The organism is uncultured Piscinibacter sp., from assembly GCF_937952055.1.
In the GTDB taxonomy this organism is placed as follows: Bacteria; Pseudomonadota; Gammaproteobacteria; order Burkholderiales; family Burkholderiaceae_C; genus Piscinibacter.
Genome location: NZ_CALFYO010000019.1, coordinates 578,834 through 593,396, shown reverse-complemented (window position 1 = coordinate 593,396; position 14,563 = coordinate 578,834). Strand labels below are relative to the sequence as shown.

The 14,563-nt window shown below is 70.5% G+C and carries 15 protein-coding genes and 1 tRNA gene; 7 read left to right on the top strand and 9 right to left on the bottom strand.

Translation table 11 applies throughout. From position 1 onward, the window contains the following. The first annotated feature begins 61 nt into the window (after positions 1-61). The gene (locus Q0599_RS10300) at positions 62-1,267 is read left to right on the top strand and encodes an alpha/beta hydrolase (RefSeq protein WP_298829142.1); all 1,206 of its coding nucleotides are present in this window, start codon (positions 62-64) and stop codon (positions 1,265-1,267) included. Continuing rightward, complete coding sequence (locus Q0599_RS10295) at positions 1,264-1,584, top strand: hypothetical protein (RefSeq protein ID WP_298829139.1); 321 nt, start codon at positions 1,264-1,266, stop codon at positions 1,582-1,584. Before Q0599_RS10300 ends, Q0599_RS10295 begins: the two co-directional genes overlap by 4 nt. Here the strand turns inward: Q0599_RS10295 and Q0599_RS10290 are convergent. Beyond that, positions 1,581-1,940, bottom strand: coding sequence for a hypothetical protein (locus Q0599_RS10290; protein WP_298829137.1), 360 nt, complete (start codon positions 1,938-1,940; stop codon positions 1,581-1,583). The genes Q0599_RS10295 and Q0599_RS10290 overlap by 4 nt on opposite strands. A 109-nt stretch (positions 1,941-2,049) precedes the next feature. Between Q0599_RS10290 and Q0599_RS10285 the strand changes: the two genes are divergently transcribed. Then, positions 2,050-2,808 (top strand): hypothetical protein, encoded by a 759-nt coding sequence (locus Q0599_RS10285; protein ID WP_298829135.1) that lies wholly within the window; start codon positions 2,050-2,052, stop codon positions 2,806-2,808. Between the two features lie 110 nt (positions 2,809-2,918). Next, a complete protein-coding gene (locus tag Q0599_RS10280) occupies positions 2,919-5,228 on the top strand; it encodes an NADP-dependent malic enzyme (protein WP_298829133.1) in 2,310 nt (769 codons plus the stop codon). A 12-nt stretch (positions 5,229-5,240) separates the two neighbouring features. Here Q0599_RS10280 and Q0599_RS10275 read toward each other — a convergent pair whose 3' ends face one another. From Q0599_RS10275 to Q0599_RS10245, 7 genes are all read right to left on the bottom strand, one after another. Beyond that, positions 5,241-5,897 (bottom strand): GGDEF domain-containing protein, encoded by a 657-nt coding sequence (locus Q0599_RS10275; protein ID WP_298829132.1) that lies wholly within the window; start codon positions 5,895-5,897, stop codon positions 5,241-5,243. Continuing rightward, entirely contained in the window at positions 5,833-6,990 is a 1,158-nt protein-coding gene (locus Q0599_RS10270; protein WP_298829130.1) for a cache domain-containing protein, read from the bottom strand. Before Q0599_RS10270 ends, Q0599_RS10275 begins: the two co-directional genes overlap by 65 nt. 8 nt (positions 6,991-6,998) lie before the next feature. Beyond that, a complete protein-coding gene (locus Q0599_RS10265; RefSeq protein WP_298829129.1) occupies positions 6,999-7,211 on the bottom strand; it encodes a hypothetical protein in 213 nt (70 codons plus the stop codon). 45 nt (positions 7,212-7,256) lie between these two features. Beyond that, positions 7,257-7,904, bottom strand: coding sequence for a DUF502 domain-containing protein (locus tag Q0599_RS10260; RefSeq protein ID WP_298829128.1), 648 nt, complete (start codon positions 7,902-7,904; stop codon positions 7,257-7,259). A 58-nt stretch (positions 7,905-7,962) separates the two neighbouring features. Beyond that, on the bottom strand, positions 7,963-8,514 hold the full coding sequence (locus Q0599_RS10255) for a Spy/CpxP family protein refolding chaperone (protein WP_298829127.1): 552 nt from the start codon (positions 8,512-8,514) through the stop codon (positions 7,963-7,965). A gap of 67 nt (positions 8,515-8,581) precedes the next feature. Continuing rightward, complete coding sequence (locus Q0599_RS10250) at positions 8,582-9,787, bottom strand: alpha/beta fold hydrolase (RefSeq protein WP_298829126.1); 1,206 nt, start codon at positions 9,785-9,787, stop codon at positions 8,582-8,584. A 44-nt stretch (positions 9,788-9,831) separates the two neighbouring features. Beyond that, a complete protein-coding gene (locus Q0599_RS10245; protein ID WP_298829124.1) occupies positions 9,832-11,148 on the bottom strand; it encodes a hemolysin family protein in 1,317 nt (438 codons plus the stop codon). A 48-nt stretch (positions 11,149-11,196) separates the two neighbouring features. Here Q0599_RS10245 and Q0599_RS10240 point away from each other — a divergent pair, with 48 nt between their 5' ends. From Q0599_RS10240 to Q0599_RS10230, 3 genes are all read left to right on the top strand, one after another. Then, positions 11,197-12,018, top strand: coding sequence for a symmetrical bis(5'-nucleosyl)-tetraphosphatase (locus Q0599_RS10240; RefSeq protein ID WP_298829123.1), 822 nt, complete (start codon positions 11,197-11,199; stop codon positions 12,016-12,018). A gap of 29 nt (positions 12,019-12,047) precedes the next feature. Further along, positions 12,048-12,135 (top strand) — tRNA-Ser (locus tag Q0599_RS10235). 52 nt (positions 12,136-12,187) lie between these two features. Next, positions 12,188-13,015 (top strand): metal-dependent hydrolase, encoded by an 828-nt coding sequence (locus Q0599_RS10230; protein WP_298829122.1) that lies wholly within the window; start codon positions 12,188-12,190, stop codon positions 13,013-13,015. Here the strand turns inward: Q0599_RS10230 and malQ are convergent. After that, positions 13,012-14,523 (bottom strand): 4-alpha-glucanotransferase, encoded by a 1,512-nt coding sequence (malQ, locus tag Q0599_RS10225; RefSeq protein ID WP_298829120.1) that lies wholly within the window; start codon positions 14,521-14,523, stop codon positions 13,012-13,014. The two genes, Q0599_RS10230 and malQ, sit on opposite strands and share 4 nt — an antisense overlap. Between the last annotated feature and the right edge of the window lie 40 nt (positions 14,524-14,563).

Below are 14,563 nucleotides of genomic sequence, written 5' to 3'. Positions count from 1 at the left end.
GCCGCCGCGCCGGGCACGGTCCGTCGCCGATACTGGCCCCTCCACCACTGCGGCCGGACCGATGAGCACCACCCCGCCTTCCAAGGCCCACGACCTGCGCGGCGCGGCCCGCCTGGCCACCGACGCCACCGCCGGCCTGGCCAGCCTGGTCGAGGCGATGCACGAACGCATCGCACGGCTGCCGGGCTCGCGTGCGGCCCTCGACGGCCGCACCGACGGCCTCAGCGGCCTCGTCTACAAGACCATCCGCGGCGTCACGCGCGTGGCCGGCGGCAGCATCGAAGCGCTGCTCGGCCTGCTCGCCCCGGCGCTGGGCCACTACGAGACCGGCCGCGAGCGCGAAGCCATCGTCGCCGCGCTCAACGGCGTGCTCGGCGATTACCTGGTGGCCAGCGGCAATCCGCTGGCCACGCCGATGGCGCTGCGTCGCGACGGCCAGGCGCTGACGCTGGAGCGCGAGGCGCTCGCCGCCGCACTGGGCGCGCCGAGCGGTCGACTGCTCGTGCTGGTCCATGGCCTGTGCATGAGCGACCTGCAATGGCAGCGCAACGGCCACGACCACGGCGAGGCGCTGGCGCGCGACCTCGGCTGGACGCCGGTCTACCTGCGCTACAACAGCGGCCAGCACGTCTCGATCAATGGCCATGCCTTCGCGCAGCTGATGGCGCGGCTGGTCGAGGCCTGGCCGCAGCCGCTGCAACGCCTGGCCATCGTCGGCCACAGCATGGGCGGGCTGGTGGCGCGCAGCGCGCTGCACCTGGCCGACCAGGCGGGACAGCACTGGAGCGAGAAGGTCGGCGACCTGGTCTTCCTCGGCACGCCGCACCACGGCGCACCACTGGAGCGCGCCGGCCACTGGGTCGACCTGGTGCTTGGCGCCACGCCCTATGCGGCGCCGTTCGCACGGCTCGGCCGCGTGCGCAGCGCCGGCATCACCGATTTGCGCCACGGCCACCTGCTCGACGAGGACTGGGTCGGCCGCGACCGCTTCGCTCGCGGCGGCGACCGCCGCCAGCCGGTGCCGCTGCCCGAGGGCGTGCGCTGCTACGCGCTGGCCGCGAGCCTGGGCGCACACCGCGGCACGCTGAAGGAGCGGTTGCTCGGCGACGGGCTGGTGCCGCTGGACAGTGCGCTAGGCCGCCACAGCGACCCCGCGCGCACCCTGGCCTTCCCGGCCGAACGACAATGGATCGGCCACGGCATGAACCACCTCGACCTGCTCGACCGCGCCGAGGTGTACGCGACCTTGAAGGAGTGGTTGTCATGAGGCAAGCGCTGAGCGCCCTCACCCTGCTCGCGTGCGCCGCGGCGCACGCGCAGGACGATCCGGCGAAGTACTTGAAGTTTGTCGAGGAGCATGCGGCGAACTGCGTGATGCGCAACGCCACGCAGATCCAGGTGAAAAACACGCATCCGACGCGCAGGATCCGCGTCTGGCTCGACCGCTATCACATGGGCGTGGGCACCGGCGACCGATCACGCTCGGAGTTGGCCCCCGGCGCCGAACCCGAGCCGCTGGGCTGCTCGCGCAGCGACGCCGGCACGCAGGAGTGGCGCGTGGTGCGCGCCCAGTTCGTCGACTAGAAGCAGCCTTCCTGGGGCATCTTCATCCGGCAGCTCCACAGGAAGCGCTCGGCGCCCTGCTTGGACGAGCGCCGGTAGGTGGCGGTGGCCTCGTCGGCAATCGCTTCGGGCAGCGGCATGGCCACTGGGGCACCGCTGCTGTTGGTGTAGAAGTTGATGAAGCAGGTGCGGTCGGGCTCGCACAGCAGCTGGATCTGGCGGGCGTAGGCCTGCGCATCCCTGGCCTGTGCAGCCGGCACGATGACGAAGCGCACCAGACCCTGCTGCCCGGCCAACGGCCAGGCCTCTTCCGCCGGCAGGGCGACTGCGGGTAACGCGAGCACGAGCGGCAGGATGCAGCGGGACGCGGACATCATGCGGCAATGGTAGACCCTGCCCGCCCCGGCGGAAAACGCCCTTGCTGCGGTCCGGAGCAAGGTGCACCATCGGCGCTGCCAGTCCGGCGTGCCACCAGGGCAGCAGCCCATGACGACCGCAGTCCTCCCCGGCGCCAAGCGCAAGGCCAGCGGCCTGTACGTGGTCATGGCCTGGGTCTGCGCCGTGATCGCATTCGCTGGCTTCACCCCGACCTACTGGGCACCGCTGGCCTCCGGCCGCTTCACCGGCGCGTCGATCCTGCACCTGCACGGGCTGCTGTTCTCCGCCTGGATGGTGTACTTCATCCTGCAGACCCTGTGGGTCGCCAGCGGTCGTGTCGCCCGCCACCGCTCGCTGGGCCTGCTGGGCGTCTCGCTGGCCACGGCCATGCTCTTCGTCGGCATCTTGGCCGCGCTGCACAGCATCCGGATCGGAGCGGCGCTCGGGCTGGAGGCGCAGAACCGCGCGTTCTCCATCGTGCCGATCAGCATCGTGGTGTTCTTTGCCGCCACCGTGGCGGTGGCGCTGGCGAACCTCCCGCGGCCCGACGTGCACAAGCGGCTCATGCTGGTGGCCACCATTTCGATTCTGCCCCCGGCCTTCGCGCGCCTGCTCGCGCTGGCTGCCGGCGTGCCCTTCTCGCCGGGCCATCCGCCTCCGCTGATGTTCTCGCTTCTGCCGAGTTTCGCCGCGGACCTGCCGCTGCTGGCTGCGATGGTCTGGGACCGCCGCCGTGAAGGTCGCTTCCACCGCACTTACCTGGTGGCCGGCGCCTGCCTGGTGACGTTGCAGGTCGCGCGCGTGTTCCTCGGGCCGACCGCGGCCTGGCAGGCAGTGACGGACTGGCTGCTCGCCTTCGGAGTCTGAGAGCGCGCGCGGACCGGCCGGTGAAGATCGTGGGAAACGCGGATGCCGCGTCCCCGCCGAAGGCGCACCATGACGTCGTCGATGATCCGCTGCCCCGAAGGAAGGACGCCATGGAAAAGAACAAGGCACCGCTGTCACCTGCCGAACTGGCACTGCGTGACGCCGCGCTCGAATACCACCGCATGCCGGTGCGCGGCAAAATCTCGGTCACGCCGACCAAGCCGCTGTCCAACCAGCGGGACCTCTCGCTCGCCTACTCGCCCGGCGTGGCCTATGCCTGCCTGGCCATCGAGCAGGATCCGTCGCTCGCCGCCGAGTACACCTCGCGCGGCAACCTGGTCGGCGTGGTCACCAACGGCACCGCGGTGCTCGGCCTGGGCGACATCGGGCCGCTGGCTGGCAAGCCGGTGATGGAGGGCAAGGGCTGCCTGTTCCAGAAATTCGCCGGCATCGACGTGTTCGACATCGAGCTCGCCGAGCACGACCCGGACAAGCTGGTCGACATCATCGCCGCACTCGAGCCCACCTTGGGAGGCGTCAACCTCGAGGACATCAAGGCGCCGGAGTGCTTCTACATCGAGCGCAAGCTGCGCGAACGCATGACCATCCCGGTCTTCCACGACGACCAGCACGGCACCGCGATCATCTCCGCCGCCGCGGTCATCAACGGGCTGGAACTGGTGGGCAAGAAGATCGGCGAGGTCAAGCTCGCCGTCTCCGGGGCCGGTGCGGCGGCGATCGCCTGCCTGGACCTGCTGGTCGAACTCGGCGTGAAGCGGGAGAACATCTTCGTCTGCGATTCAAAAGGGGTGATCCACGACCGCCGCGAGGACAAGCTCGACGAGTCCAAGAAGCGCTACCAGCAGAAGACCTCCGCGCGCACGCTGGCCGACGTCATGGTCGGCGCCGACGTGGTGCTGGGCTGCTCGGCGGCCGGCGCGATCACGCCGGAGATGGTCACGGGCATGGCGCCCAAGCCGATCATCCTCGCGCTGGCCAACCCGGAGCCGGAGATCCGCCCGGAACTCGCCAAGCAGGCGCGGTCCGATTGCATCATCGCCACCGGCCGCTCGGACTACCCGAACCAGGTCAACAACGTCCTGTGCTTCCCCTACATCTTCCGCGGCGCACTGGACTGCGGCGCGACACGCATCACCGAGGCGATGAAGGTGGCCTGCGTGCGCGAGATCGCCGAGCTGGCCAAGGCCGAGATCAGCGCCGAGGTGGCTTCGGCCTATGCCGGTCGCGAGCTGCGCTTCGGCCCCGACTACATCATCCCCACGCCGTTCGACTCGCGCCTCATCCTGCGCATCGCCCCGGCGGTGGCCAGGGCGGCGGCGGAATCGGGCGTGGCCACGCGGCCGATCGCCGACCTCGAGGCCTACCGCCAGTCGCTCACCCGCTTCGTCACCCACACCGGCATGTTCATGCGGCCGGTGTTCGCCGCCGCGCGCTCGGCGCCTCGGCGGATCGCCTACGCCGAGGGCGAGGACGAGCGCGTGCTGCGCGCGGTGCAGATCGCGCTCGATGAAAGGCTGGTCAAGCCCATTCTCATCGGCCGGCCGGCGGTGATCAGCTCGCGCATCGAGCGCGCCGGTCTGCGCCTCGCGGCGGGGCGCGACTTCGAGGTGGTCAACCCCGAGGACGACGTGCGCTTCCGGCAATACTGGGAGGCCTATCACCGACCCAACGCGCGCAACGGTGTGACGCCGGACATGGCCAAGGCCGCGGTGCGCCGCTCCAACACCACCATCGGCTCGCTGATGGTCCGCCTCGGCGACGCCGACGCGATGCTGTGCGGCCTGGTCGGCCGCTTCGACGCCCACTTCGACCACGTCAAGGAAGTCATCGGTGCAGCGCCCGGCGCGCGCTGCTACGCCACCATGAACGCGCTGATGCTGGACAAGCACACGCTGTTCATCGCCGACACCTTCGTCAACGATGACCCGGACGCCGAGCAACTCGCCGACATCGCCGCGATGGCTGCGGAGGAAGTGCGGCGCTTCGGCATCCCGCCCAAGCTGGCCTTCGTCTCGCACTCGATGTACGGCAGCAGCAAGCGCGCCTCGGCGATCAAGATGCGCGCGGCGCGCGACCTGTTCGTGCAGCGCCATCCCGACGTGCCGGCCGACGGCGAACTGCAGGGCGACGCGGTGTTCAGCGAAGAGCTGCGCAGCGCCATCGTTCCGGACTCGCGCCTGGCCGGCGCCGCCAACGTGCTCATCCTGCCCAACCTGGACGCCGCGAACATCCTCTTCAACGTGCTGAAGATGACCGGCGGCAAGGGCGTCACCGTGGGGCCGATGCTGCTCGGCGTGAGATCGCCGGTGCACATCCTCACGCCGGCGGCCACGGTGCGCCGCATCGTCAACATGACGGCGCTGGCCGTGGCCGACGCCGGCGGGCGCTCACGCGCCTGAGCCGGCGCGGGCTCAGTTGACGACGCGCAGCGCAGGCCGGCGTGCCGCCGCCTTCACCGCATCGCGGCCGGCCGCCTTGGCGGCATAGCAGGCCGCGTCGGCCTGCGCCAGCCAGTCGTCGACGCCCGCCGTTTCGACCGCCAGCGACGCCACGCCCAGGCTGGCGCCGACGCGCAGCGTCTGTCCCTCCCAGTCGAGTGCGATCGCGCCGATCGCCTGGCGCACGTTCTCGGCGATGCGCAGCGCGGTCTCGTGCGCGCAGCGCTCGAGCAGCAGGGCGAACTCGTCGCCGCCGAGCCGCACCACCAGGTCGCTGGCACGCACCCGCGAGGTGATCGCCGCGGCCACCGCCTTGAGCATCGCGTCGCCGGCAGCATGGCCGGCCCTGTCGTTGATCGGCTTGAAGTGGTCGAGGTCGATCATCACCACCTCGGCGGGAATCGAGCGCGGGCGCCCCTCCAGCACGCGGGCCAGGCGCTGCGCGAACAGCTTGCGATTGGCCAGACCGGTGAGCGGGTCGTGGGTGGCCGACCATTCCAGCTGTTCGCGAGCAGCCACCTGATCGGTGATGTCGGCGATGGTCCAGATCGTGCCGGCCGCGGGGTCACCGTCGGACACCGGCCGCCCGCGCAGCTGGCCCCAGAAGCGCGAGCCGTCGGCACGCACCATCTGCCATTCCCCCCACGTAGGCATGCCCTGCGCTGAAGGCGTCGATCACCCGGGGACCGAGCACCAGGTAGTCCTCGCTGGACGCGTAGATGATGCTCGCCGATTGCCCGAGCAGTTGCGCTTCGCTGCGGCCGAACAGCCTGCAGAACTCCTCGCTCACCAGCTCGAAGCGCCTGTCGCGCGTGAAGCAGATGCCCACCGGCGCGGCCGCCATCACCGAGGACAGCTTGCGCAGCACCTCGGCGTTGAACGACTCCAGCTGCGCCCGCTCGGCACTGACGTGGCGCAGCACGCGCGACAGCCGCTCGATCTCGCCGCCGGCGCGCGGCCAGCCACGGTGAACGTCCTGCGACCCGTCGAACAGGTGCTGAGCCCGAAGCGCAAGTTGCGCCAGCGGCCGCAACAGCCACGACACGATGGCCAGGATCGCCAACGACAGCAGGGCGACCAGGCCGCCCGCCCAGACCAGCGCCTGGCGGCGCGCCGCGTGCAGCGGCTCGAGCAGTGCGCCCTCCGGCAAGGCGTTCCAGACCAGCCAGTCGGTGCCGGCCACGCCGGCCACGCTGACCACCTCGCCATGCTGCTCGAGCAGCAGGCCGGCGGGTTCGACCGGGCTGCCGCTGCGCACCCACTGCGTGTGCGCTTCGCTCAGCCGGGTCTCGATCGACAGCGGCTGCAGCAGGGTGCGTCGCATCGGGTGGGCGAGCACCCGGCCCTGCGCGTCGGTGACCACGGTCAGCATCTCCGCCACGTCGCTGTCGACCGTGCCGGCCAGCTCGCCGAGCAGGTCACGGCTGGCCAGCCTCAGGGCGCCGCCGATCACGCCGTAGACGCCCTCGGCATTGACCAGGGGATGGGTGAAGACGATCACCGGTTCGCCGGACACGCGCCCCGGCAACGGCTCCGAGATCATCGGACGCCCGTCGCCGACGGTGCGCCGGAAGTAGGCGCGGTCCGACAGGTCGACGGCCGGCAGGCGCACCCCGCCTTCGTCGGCGTAGGCCCGCATGCGGCCGTCGGCGGCGGCGACGAAGATGTTCGAGAACATGCCGCGGAGCAGCGGCTTGCTGTCGAGGAAGAACTTCAGCCGCACCGGGTCCTTCAGCGTGGACGCGTCGAGACCTCGGCGGCCGTGTTCACCACCGTGGCGAGCTGCCGCTCGCGATGGTTCTCCAGGGTGTCGCGCTCGGCCCGTTCGACCAGCACCATGGCAGTGAGCAGCACGCCCGCCGCCATCGCGGCGATGGCCGAAAGCATGATGCGCAGCTTGATCGAACCGAACGCGGCAGCGAGCCGGCGCGCAAAGACATCCATGCAGCGGTATCGGGCACTGCCGCGTCAGACTTTAGGCCGTTCGGCTCATTTCTTCGTGCCGATGTGTTGCGATGAGGTGATGCCCATCGAGACGTAGATGCTCGTCAGCCCATCCATGCCCACGTCGGCCGGCGTTACCCAGCCGGCCGGCACGTAAAGCAGGCCCCCCCCCACCGGCACCGGCGCCGTGGGCACCAGGACAGCGAGGTAGTCGATCTCGCCCAGGCGCACCGGCTCGGGCGTAGACAGCAGCCCCAGCACCGCCGCGCCCCCGCCGCCGCCGAAGTGCAACCACACCGGGCTCATCGACCTGAGTTTCGAGTCTTCGCGCTGGCCGAACAGCTCGACGAACTTCTTCACCATGTCGTAGACGCTGCGCACGAGCGGAATGCGCTGCATCACGCCGTCGGTGAGCGCCTCCAGCACGACATGCAGACGTGTCTGCACCAGCAGGCCGAGCGCGAAGACGGCGAGCGCCACGGCCAGCACGCCGATCGCATACCCGACCAGTTCGGAGCCGGTGAGCCCGAGTCCGATGCGCATCAAGGTGCCGCCGACCAGGCTCTGCGGGCCGACGTAAGCCACCACCAGGCGCGCGCCCCAGACGAAGATCAGGATCGTCGCGGCCAGCGGCAGCGCGGCCAGCAGCCCGGTGACGAAGACGTTGAGCAGGTGGCGGGAGGTGCGGCGCATGGCGGTGACTCGGCGTGATCGACGCCGGAGTCTGGCATGCCTGCGCGGGCCGCCCCGCTCAACGAGGTGCCGTGCCGCGGTTCTTCAGTTGCTCGCGCTGCTGCGCAGTGAGCACCGCGTCGATGCGCTTGCGCGCCTCGATCGACGCCTCGAACATCTTCTTGTGCGCCTCGGTCATCGTCTCGTAGGACTTGCGCGCCGCCTTCTCGTCGAAGCTGCCATCGCGCCACGCATCACCCATGTGCCAGTCCTGCTCGTGCATGCTGCGCATCAACTCCCATTGCCGGCGCGACATGTCGCGGCGGATCTCCTCGATCTTGCTGCGCTGCTCGGCCGAGAGGTCGAGGTCGTACAGTCCGCCGCCACCGCGGCCCCACATCATCCCCGGGCCCATGCCGTAGCCGCCCATCATGCCCGGCCCCATGCCGTAGCCCGGTCCGTACCCACCCATCATGCCCGGCCCCATGCCGTAGCCGCCCATCATGCCCGGCCCCATGCCGTAACCCGGCCCGTAACCGCCCATCATGCCCGGCCCCATGCCATAGGGCTGCGCGCACGCCGACGTGGCCATGACCAAACCGGCCAGGGTGCTTGCCACTGCCAATCTCATCTCGATCTCCTGTCTCAGTGCAGGACGCCGAGGATGCACCCCGGCACGGCGGGAGGATTGCGCTCGGTCAAGAACAGCGTCGCGAGACGAAATCCTGCACCGCCTGCGCGAACTCTTCCGGGCGCTCGACCACGCTCAGATGCGCCGCATCCAGGACGCGCAGCTCGGCGCCGCCGATGCGCTGGGCGATGGCCTCGGACATCGCCACCGGCGCCCCGACATCCTGCGCGCCGGCGATGACCAGCGCCGGCAGCGACACACCGTCGAGGCGGGACAGCCAGTCGACCGCGGCCACCGCACGGCCGCAGGCGATGTAGCCGTCGGCGGACGTGCGCAGGAAGGTGTCGCGCACGCGTTGCACCGCACCTGGCTGGGCGGCACGGAAGGCGGGCGTGAACCAGCGCTCCATCGTGGCGTCGGCAATGGCGGCCAGGCCGCCCTGCTCGATGGCGGCGATGCGCTGCGCCCACGCCGCGCGTGCCTCGTCGGGGTAGCTCGCGCTGCTGTTGGCGATGACCACGCCGCGCAGCAACTCGGGGTGGCGCACCGCCAGCCCCTGCGCGACCATGCCGCCCATCGACAGGCCGACGAACACCACCGGACCGCGGCCCCACTCGCGGATCACGCGCGCAGCGTCATCGACGAGGTCATCCTGCGCGTAGGGCCCGCTCGGCACGGCCGAGCCGCCGTGACCGCGGTGGTCGTAGCGCAGCACCTCATGGCGACCGGCCAGCACGGCGGCGAAGTCGTCCCACAGGTGCAGGTCGGCGCCGAGCGCGTGGCTCAGCACCACCGGCGTGCCCCCGCCCTGCAGCGCAACGCGGATCTGCGGCGCGCTGAAGGTGTGATGGAGCGCGGCGCGTACGCCGGCGCTCAGCGGTGCGGGCGGCGGCAGCAGGCCCTCGTCGCGCAGGATTTTGGTGGTGATCTTGAACGCCGTGTTGGCCGCCGGCACGCCGCAGTAAATCGCCCCCTGCATCAACGTCTCGCGGATCTTCTCCAGCGGCACGCCGCCGCGCACCGAGGCGCGGCAGTGCAGTTCGAACTCCTCCCAGCGGGCGCCGGCCATGGTCATGCCCAGCACGAGCAGCCGCCGCGTCACCACGTCGAGCCCCGGCCGACCCCAGATGTCCAGCCAGGCGTGGCGCGTCACCAGGTCCTGGAAGTCGGCGTTGAACTGCGTCGTGCCGGACAGCGACTGATCCACCCACTCGTCGCCAAGCACCGCGCGGCGGTGCCTCACGCCGCGTTCGAAATCGTCACTGCGGTCCATGCGGGACTCCTCGTCGTGGGGAAGGGGCACGGCGCGCTCGCGCCTCACGTGTCGCCATGCTCGGCGTCGGCCGGGCGAGGCGCAAGCGCGCTGACCAGCACCTTGTCGACACGCTTGCCGTCCATGTCGACCACCTCGAAGCGCCAGCCGTCCCACTCGACCGAGTCGGTCGTCTGCGGCAGCCGGCCGAGCAGCAGCATGACCATGCCGGCCAGCGTGTTGTAGCGCCCGCGGTCCTCCTCGGGCAACTCCTTCAGATCGAGGCGATCCTTCAGTTCGGGCACGGGGATCAGGCCGTCAAACAGCCAGCTGCCGTCCTCGCGCTTCACCGCCCAGGCGTCTTCGGCCGTGGGCGTCGTGAACTCGCCGGTGATCGCCTCCAGCACGTCGAGCACGGTGATCATGCCCTGCACCGCACCGTACTCGTCGACGACGAAGACGAGCTGAGTCGACGAGGCCTTGAAGTGCTCGAGCAGTTCCATGCCGGACAGCGTCTCGGGCACGAACACCGGCGACTCCAGACTGTCAGCCAGCGACAGCTCGCGCCCTTCCATCGCCTGCTGCAGCAGGCGGTGCGCGCTGACCACGCCGAGCACATCGTCCAGGCTGCCGCGGCACACCGGGTAGCGCGTATGGCCCTCGGCCATCAGCACCGACAGCAGTTCCTCGCGCGTGGCCGTCACGTCGATCCAGACGATCTCGGCGCGCGGGATCATCATCGAGCCGACCTGACGGTCGTCGAGGCGGAAGACGTTGCGCACCATCTGGTGCTCCTGCGCCTCGATGACACCGGCGTCCACGCCTTCGACCAGGCTGGCGGCGATTTCCTCCTCGGTGACGCTGCGGTCCGGGCCGCCGCGGATGCCGAGCAGGCGCAGCGTGCCTTCGGTGCTGAACGACAGCAGCTTGACGAAGGGCCGCGCCCCGATCGACAGCCACTCCATCGGCCGCGCCACCAGCCGCGCGACCGCCTCGGGGAACATCTGTCCCAGCCGCTTGGGCACCAGTTCGCCGAAGATGATGGTCAGGAAGGTGATCACCACCACCACCATGCCCGTGGCCGACAGTTGCGCGGCACGATCCTGCAGGCCGAACGTGGCCACCAGCCACTGCGCGAACGGTGCGGAAAAGGCCGCCTCGCCGACGATGCCGTTGAGCACGCCGATCGAGGTGATGCCGATCTGCACGACGGAGAGGAACTTGGTCGGGTCGTCGTGCAGCGCCATGGCGCGCCGAGCGCCGGCATCGCCAGCCTCCACCATCACGTGCAGCCGCGCCTTGCGGGCGGCGGTGAGGGCCATCTCCGACATGGCGAACAGGCCGTTGAGCAGGATCAGGAAGGTGAGAAGGGCAACGTCCATGCAGGGCGTGCGACAACGCAGGGAGGGCCAGCGTAGCAGAATCGCGCGATGCATTACCTCGTCGGAGACCTGCAGGGCTGCTGCGATGCATTCGAGCGGCTGCTCGCCGGCATCGGCTTCTCGCCCTCGCGCGACCGTCTCGTCGTGCTCGGCGACCTCGTCAACCGCGGCCCCCGGTCACTCGCCACCCTGAGGCGGCTGCGCGAACTCGGCGACGCCGCCACCTGCCTGCTCGGCAACCACGACCTGCATCTGCTCGCCGTGGCCTGCGGCGGCCGCAAGGCACACCGCAGCGACACCTTCGCCGACGTGCTGCAGGCGCCCGACCGCGACGCCTGGCTCGAATGGCTGCGTCGGCGCCGCATGGCGGTGGTCGAGGCTGGCTGGCTGTGCGTGCATGCCGGCATCGTGCCGCAGTGGGACCGCGACGAGACGCTCGCGCGCGCCGCCGAGGTCGAGGCCATGCTCGCCAGCGACGAGCTGGCCGACTTCCTGCACGTCATGTACGCCGACGAGCCGGTGCGCTGGAGCACGACGCTGTCCGGCGACGAACGGCTGCGCTTCATCATCAACGTGCTGACGCGGATCCGCTTCGTCGATGCCGAAGGCCGCCTGGACCTGCAGACCAAGGAGGGCGCGGGGGGAGCGCCGCCGGGCTTCTTTCCCTGGTTCGACGCGCCGGGCCGGCGCACCGAAGGCATGCCGGTCGCCTTCGGCCACTGGTCCACCCTCGGCCTGGTGACGCGGCCCGACCTGCTGGCGCTGGACACCGGCTGCGTGTGGGGCGGCAGCCTCACCGCCGTGCGCGTGGACGGCGGACGGCGCGAGGTGTTCCAGGTGCGCTGCGAGCGGGCGCAACGCCCCGGCTGAGCAAGCGCGCGCCTACAATCCGCGCTCCCGGAAGCGTGGCAGAGTGGTCGATTGCACCGGTCTTGAAAACCGGCGGCTCGCAAGGGCCCGTGAGTTCGAATCTCACCGCTTCCGCCACCAGGCGCATCGTTGCGCATTCTTCCCAACGCCGCTCAGGAGGACCCGCACCGTGATCCATCGTCTGATCCGCGCCGCCGTCGCACTCGCCTGCGCCGCGCTGGCCACGCTGGCCGCCGCGCAGCAGCCCAAGGTCGAGGTCCAGTGGCTGGGCCAGGCCGCCGTGAAGATCACTTCGCCCGGCGGCAAGGTCATCGTCATCGACCCCTGGCTGCTCACCAACCCGAAAACCCCGCCCGAGTTCAAGAAGCTCGAGGCGCTCGGCAAGGTCGACCTGATCCTCGTCACGCACGCGCACTTCGACCACATGGCCGATGCGCCGGCGCTGTCGGCCCTGAACAAGGCACCGGTCTATGCGCCCGCCGGCCTGGCCGACTCGATGGCCACGCTGGGCGTGATGCCTGCCGACATGGCGCCGCGTTTCAACAAGGGCGGCGAGGTGCTGCCCTTCGGCGCGAACGGCGGCATCCGCGTCATCGCCACGCATGCCGAGCACAGCAGCGAGTACCGCTGGAAGAACCCCGAGACCGGCAAGGACGAAATGCGCCTGGGCGGCGAGCCGCTGGGCTTCATCGTCGAACTGGAGAACGGCTTCCGCATCTACCACATGGGCGACACCGGCATCTTCGGCGACATGAAGCTGATTGGCGAGCTCTACAAGCCGGACCTGATCCTGATCCCGATCGGCAACCACTTCGTGATGCCGCCGCAGGTGGCGGCGATGGCCACTCGCGACATGCTCAAGCCGAAGTTCGCCATCCCGATCCACTACGGCACCAACGCGCTGCTGCGCGGCACGCCGAAGGAATACATCGAGGCGATGGGCAGCGCGCCGACCAAGGTGCTGGTGCTCGAGCCCGGCGGCAAGGCGAGCTTCTAGCGCGGCGCTGGCGGCAACCGGTCGTACAGCTCGCCCATGCGGCGCAGCCGCGACGCCGCGTCCGCCGGCAGCTGCTCCCAGACGAAGCGCCACGCCCACCAGCCCGCCGGCTGGCCGGGGAAGTTCATGCGGTGTGCGCTGTCCAGGCCCATCACGTCCTGCAGCGGGTAGACGGCGGTGTCGGCCACGCTCGCACAGGCCGCGCGGACCATGTCCCAGTGGATGGCCCGGCCGTCGGTGGCGAGATACTCGCGCAGGTGGTGGCGCGTGCCTTCAGGCGCGCTGGCCCACCAGCCGACGGTGGTGTCGTTGTCGTGGCTGCCGGTGTAGACGACGGTGTCGGGCTCGTACCGGTGCGGCAGGAAACGCCGCTCGGCGGCCTGGTCCTCCCCCCAGGCGAACTGCAGGATGCGCATGCCGGGGAAAGCGAAGGCACGGCGCAGGGCATCCACGTCCGGCGTGATCACGCCGAGGTCTTCGGCAATGATGGGCAAGGGTCCCAGCGCGTCGGCGACGGCGCGGAACAGCGCCTCGCCGGGGCCGGGCTCCCAGTGGCCCCTCTGCGCCGTGGGCTCCGAGACCCGGATCTCCCAATGTGCGGCAAAGCCGCGGAAGTGGTCGATGCGCACGATGTCGACCAGTTCGAAGGTGCGCCGCACGCGCTCGATCCACCAGGCATAGCCCGCCTGGGCATGCGCGCTCCAGCGGTACAGCGGGTTGCCCCAGCGCTGGCCGGTGGCGCTGAAGCCGTCCGGCGGCACGCCGGCGACGACCGTGGGACGGCCCTGCGCGTCCAGGTCGAACAGATGCGGCTGTGCCCACACGTCGGCGCTCTGGTAGGCGAGGAAGATCGGCATGTCGCCGACGATGCGCACGCCGCGCGCATGAGCGTGCTCGCGCACGCGCGCCCACTGGCGGAAGAAGCACCACTGGCAGAAGGTCCAGAAGGCGATGCGCGTGGCATGCACGCGTCGTGCCGCCTCGAGTGCCGCCGGCTCGCGCGAGGCGAGGCCGTCGGGCCACTCGCACCAGTCGCGCCAGCCCTGGTGCTCGGCCAGCGCCATGAACAGCGCGTAGTCCGGCAGCCAGTCCGCATGGCGCCGCACGAAGTCGTCCAGGTCGGCGCGCTCTTCGGCGCGGGCGCTCGCGGCAAAACGTTCAGCGGCCAGGGCAAGGCGCGCCATGCGGAACGGCACCATGGCAGCGAAGTCCACGCGCCGCGCCTGCAGGCCTGCGTCGGGCGCGATCTCGTCGGCACGCAGCCAGCCGCGCCGCTGCAGCTCGCCGAGCTCGATCAACAGCACGTTGCCGGCGAAGGCCGAATTGCTCATGTAGGGCGAGTCGCCCGGGCCGATGCCGCCCAGCGGCAGAACCTGCCAGAGCGACTGGCCGGCCTCGGCCAGCCAGTCGACGAAGCGGTCGGCGTCGGGACCGAAGTCGCCGCTGCCGTGCGGGCCGGGCAGCGAGGTGGGATGCAGCAGGATGCCGCTGCGACGCGGGAAGCGCATGGGGTCTCCGTCCTTGGGTCGCGCGCGGTGTCGGCGCGTG

Coding starts and splice junctions, on each gene's coding strand:
- Q0599_RS10300 (WP_298829142.1), top strand. CDS start 62: ATGAGCACCACCCCGCCTTCCAAGGCCCACGACCTGCGCGGCGCGGCC.
- Q0599_RS10295 (WP_298829139.1), top strand. CDS start 1,264: ATGAGGCAAGCGCTGAGCGCCCTCACCCTGCTCGCGTGCGCCGCGGCG.
- Q0599_RS10290 (WP_298829137.1), bottom strand. CDS start 1,940: ATGATGTCCGCGTCCCGCTGCATCCTGCCGCTCGTGCTCGCGTTACCC.
- Q0599_RS10285 (WP_298829135.1), top strand. CDS start 2,050: ATGACGACCGCAGTCCTCCCCGGCGCCAAGCGCAAGGCCAGCGGCCTG.
- Q0599_RS10280 (WP_298829133.1), top strand. CDS start 2,919: ATGGAAAAGAACAAGGCACCGCTGTCACCTGCCGAACTGGCACTGCGT.
- Q0599_RS10275 (WP_298829132.1), bottom strand. CDS start 5,897: ATGGTGCGTGCCGACGGCTCGCGCTTCTGGGGCCAGCTGCGCGGGCGG.
- Q0599_RS10265 (WP_298829129.1), bottom strand. CDS start 7,211: ATGGATGTCTTTGCGCGCCGGCTCGCTGCCGCGTTCGGTTCGATCAAG.
- Q0599_RS10260 (WP_298829128.1), bottom strand. CDS start 7,904: ATGCGCCGCACCTCCCGCCACCTGCTCAACGTCTTCGTCACCGGGCTG.
- Q0599_RS10255 (WP_298829127.1), bottom strand. CDS start 8,514: ATGAGATTGGCAGTGGCAAGCACCCTGGCCGGTTTGGTCATGGCCACG.
- Q0599_RS10250 (WP_298829126.1), bottom strand. CDS start 9,787: ATGGACCGCAGTGACGATTTCGAACGCGGCGTGAGGCACCGCCGCGCG.
- Q0599_RS10245 (WP_298829124.1), bottom strand. CDS start 11,148: ATGGACGTTGCCCTTCTCACCTTCCTGATCCTGCTCAACGGCCTGTTC.
- Q0599_RS10240 (WP_298829123.1), top strand. CDS start 11,197: ATGCATTACCTCGTCGGAGACCTGCAGGGCTGCTGCGATGCATTCGAG.
- malQ (WP_298829120.1), bottom strand. CDS start 14,523: ATGCGCTTCCCGCGTCGCAGCGGCATCCTGCTGCATCCCACCTCGCTG.